Annotated in this window: 1 protein-coding gene; it reads left to right on the plus strand. The window is 65.0% G+C overall.

The annotated features are described in order from the left end of the window. Positions 1-389 precede the first annotated feature (389 nt). Complete coding sequence (gene ltrA / locus BLP95_RS16565; protein ID WP_176760318.1) at positions 390-1,766, plus strand: group II intron reverse transcriptase/maturase; 1,377 nt, start codon at positions 390-392, stop codon at positions 1,764-1,766. The last annotated feature ends 86 nt before the right edge of the window (positions 1,767-1,852 follow it).

A 1,852-nucleotide genomic window follows, 5' to 3' on the forward strand; every position in this document is an offset into this window, starting at 1 on the left:
AAAGTCCCCTGCACGCCCGGCAAGGGGAAGTGCTAGCTGACGGCAAGGGTGTCTCCCGTGAGGGGGAATCCGAAGGCAGCCCGAAGCAAAACGCTGGCCTGACGAACAGGAAGCGGATACGAGGCGGCATGGCGGGGTGAGGTGGCAAGCATCACCAAAGCCCGGTACTTGCACGGAACGCCATGACGTAGATCCGACAGGCATAAGCGGGAAGGTCGCGCGTCTTACCCTGGGAGGTCTGGTGGTCTGCCACGGTGCTACCGGCGTCGAGAGGCGACGGGATGGGCCACCAGACGTCAGCAGAGGCCATAGTAAGTGCCGGTTCACCGCGGCACCAAGGGCCGAACATGAAGCACCGCGAGTAGGCGATGACGTCTCGAGGATCGATCATGAAGACAGAAAGTGGCGCTGATACCGTCACCCACCCAGAGGGGCAGGGGCAGTACCCTGAGTCCCGGCCGGTGGGCGTCGAGACGAACCCGGCGTCGTCATCGTGGACGAAAGCGGAGCCCGCCTCGCTCATGGAGGCCGTGGTAGAGAAGGCCAACATGGCGCGGGCTTACCGAAGGGTGGTCGCCAACAAAGGCGCGCCGGGTGCCGACGGCATGACGGTGGCCCAGCTAGCCGACCACCTGAAGCAACACTGGCCAACGCTGCGCGAGCGGCTGCTGGCCGGTGAGTACCACCCCAGCCCGATCCGAGCCGTCGAGATTCCCAAGCCCAAGGGCGGGACGCGACAGCTCGGCATCCCCACGGTTACCGACCGGCTGATCCAGCAGGCGCTACTGCAGGTGCTGACGCCAATCTTCGATCCGGGATTCTCCGCCTCGAGTTACGGCTACCGCCCCAAACGCAGCGCCCAGCAGGCCGTCTCGGCGATGAAGTCCCATGTCACTGCCGGCCACCGCTGGGTGGTCGACCTCGACCTGGAAGCCTTCTTCGACCGAGTGAGCCACGACCTGCTGATGGCGCGGGTTGCGCGCCGCGTCCGCGATAAGCGGGTGCTGCGTTTGATCCGCCGTTATCTGGAAGCCGGGATGTTTCAGGACGGCCTGACCGCGCCACGCCGGCAAGGAACGCCCCAGGGCGGGCCACTGAGTCCGCTGCTGGCGAATATCCTGCTGGATGACGTGGACAAGGAACTGGAACGCCGCGGCCACCGTTTCTGCCGCTACGCCGATGACATGCAGGTGTATGTCAGGAGTCGGCGAGCGGGCGAGCGCGTCATGACCAGTCTGAGTGATTTTCTCGAGAGCTCGCTCAGGCTGACGGTCAATGGCGACAAGAGTGCGGTGGACCGCCCCTGGAACCGGGGGTACCTGGGCTACACGCTGACCCGACACAAGCTGCCGAAGCTGACGCTGGCCAAGGCCAGCCTGCAGCGCCTGATGCAGCGTGTCCGCGAGATCCTCAAGCGCGGCAGGGGGCGCAACATACGGCGAGTCATTGAAGAGCTGGTCCCAGTCCTGCGGGGCTGGGCCAACTACTTCTCCCTCGTTGACGTGAAGCGCCCGCTGGAAGCACTGGATGGTTGGATACGTCGCCGGCTGCGTTGCGTGATCTGGCGGCAATGGAAACGCCCGCGGACCCGGCGCCGCAAGCTCCTGGCGCTGGGTCTGGACGACCATCGGGCGTGGAAGTCAGCGGGAAACGGGCGAGGCCCCTGGTGGAACACCGGTGCCTCGCACATGAATCAGGCCTTGCCACGGAAATGGTTCGAGCAGCAGGGTCTGATCTCGGTACTCGATACGGTCAAGAGGGCTTAGTCGTTCTTCGTGAACCGCCGTGGTACGGAACCGTATGCCCGGTGGTGTGAGAGGACGGGGGAGGCGACTCCCCCTCCTACTCGATT

The organism is Halomonas shengliensis (assembly GCF_900104135.1).
Taxonomy (GTDB): domain Bacteria; phylum Pseudomonadota; class Gammaproteobacteria; order Pseudomonadales; family Halomonadaceae; genus Halomonas; species Halomonas shengliensis.

Coding starts and splice junctions, on each gene's coding strand:
- ltrA (WP_176760318.1), top strand. CDS start 390: ATGAAGACAGAAAGTGGCGCTGATACCGTCACCCACCCAGAGGGGCAG.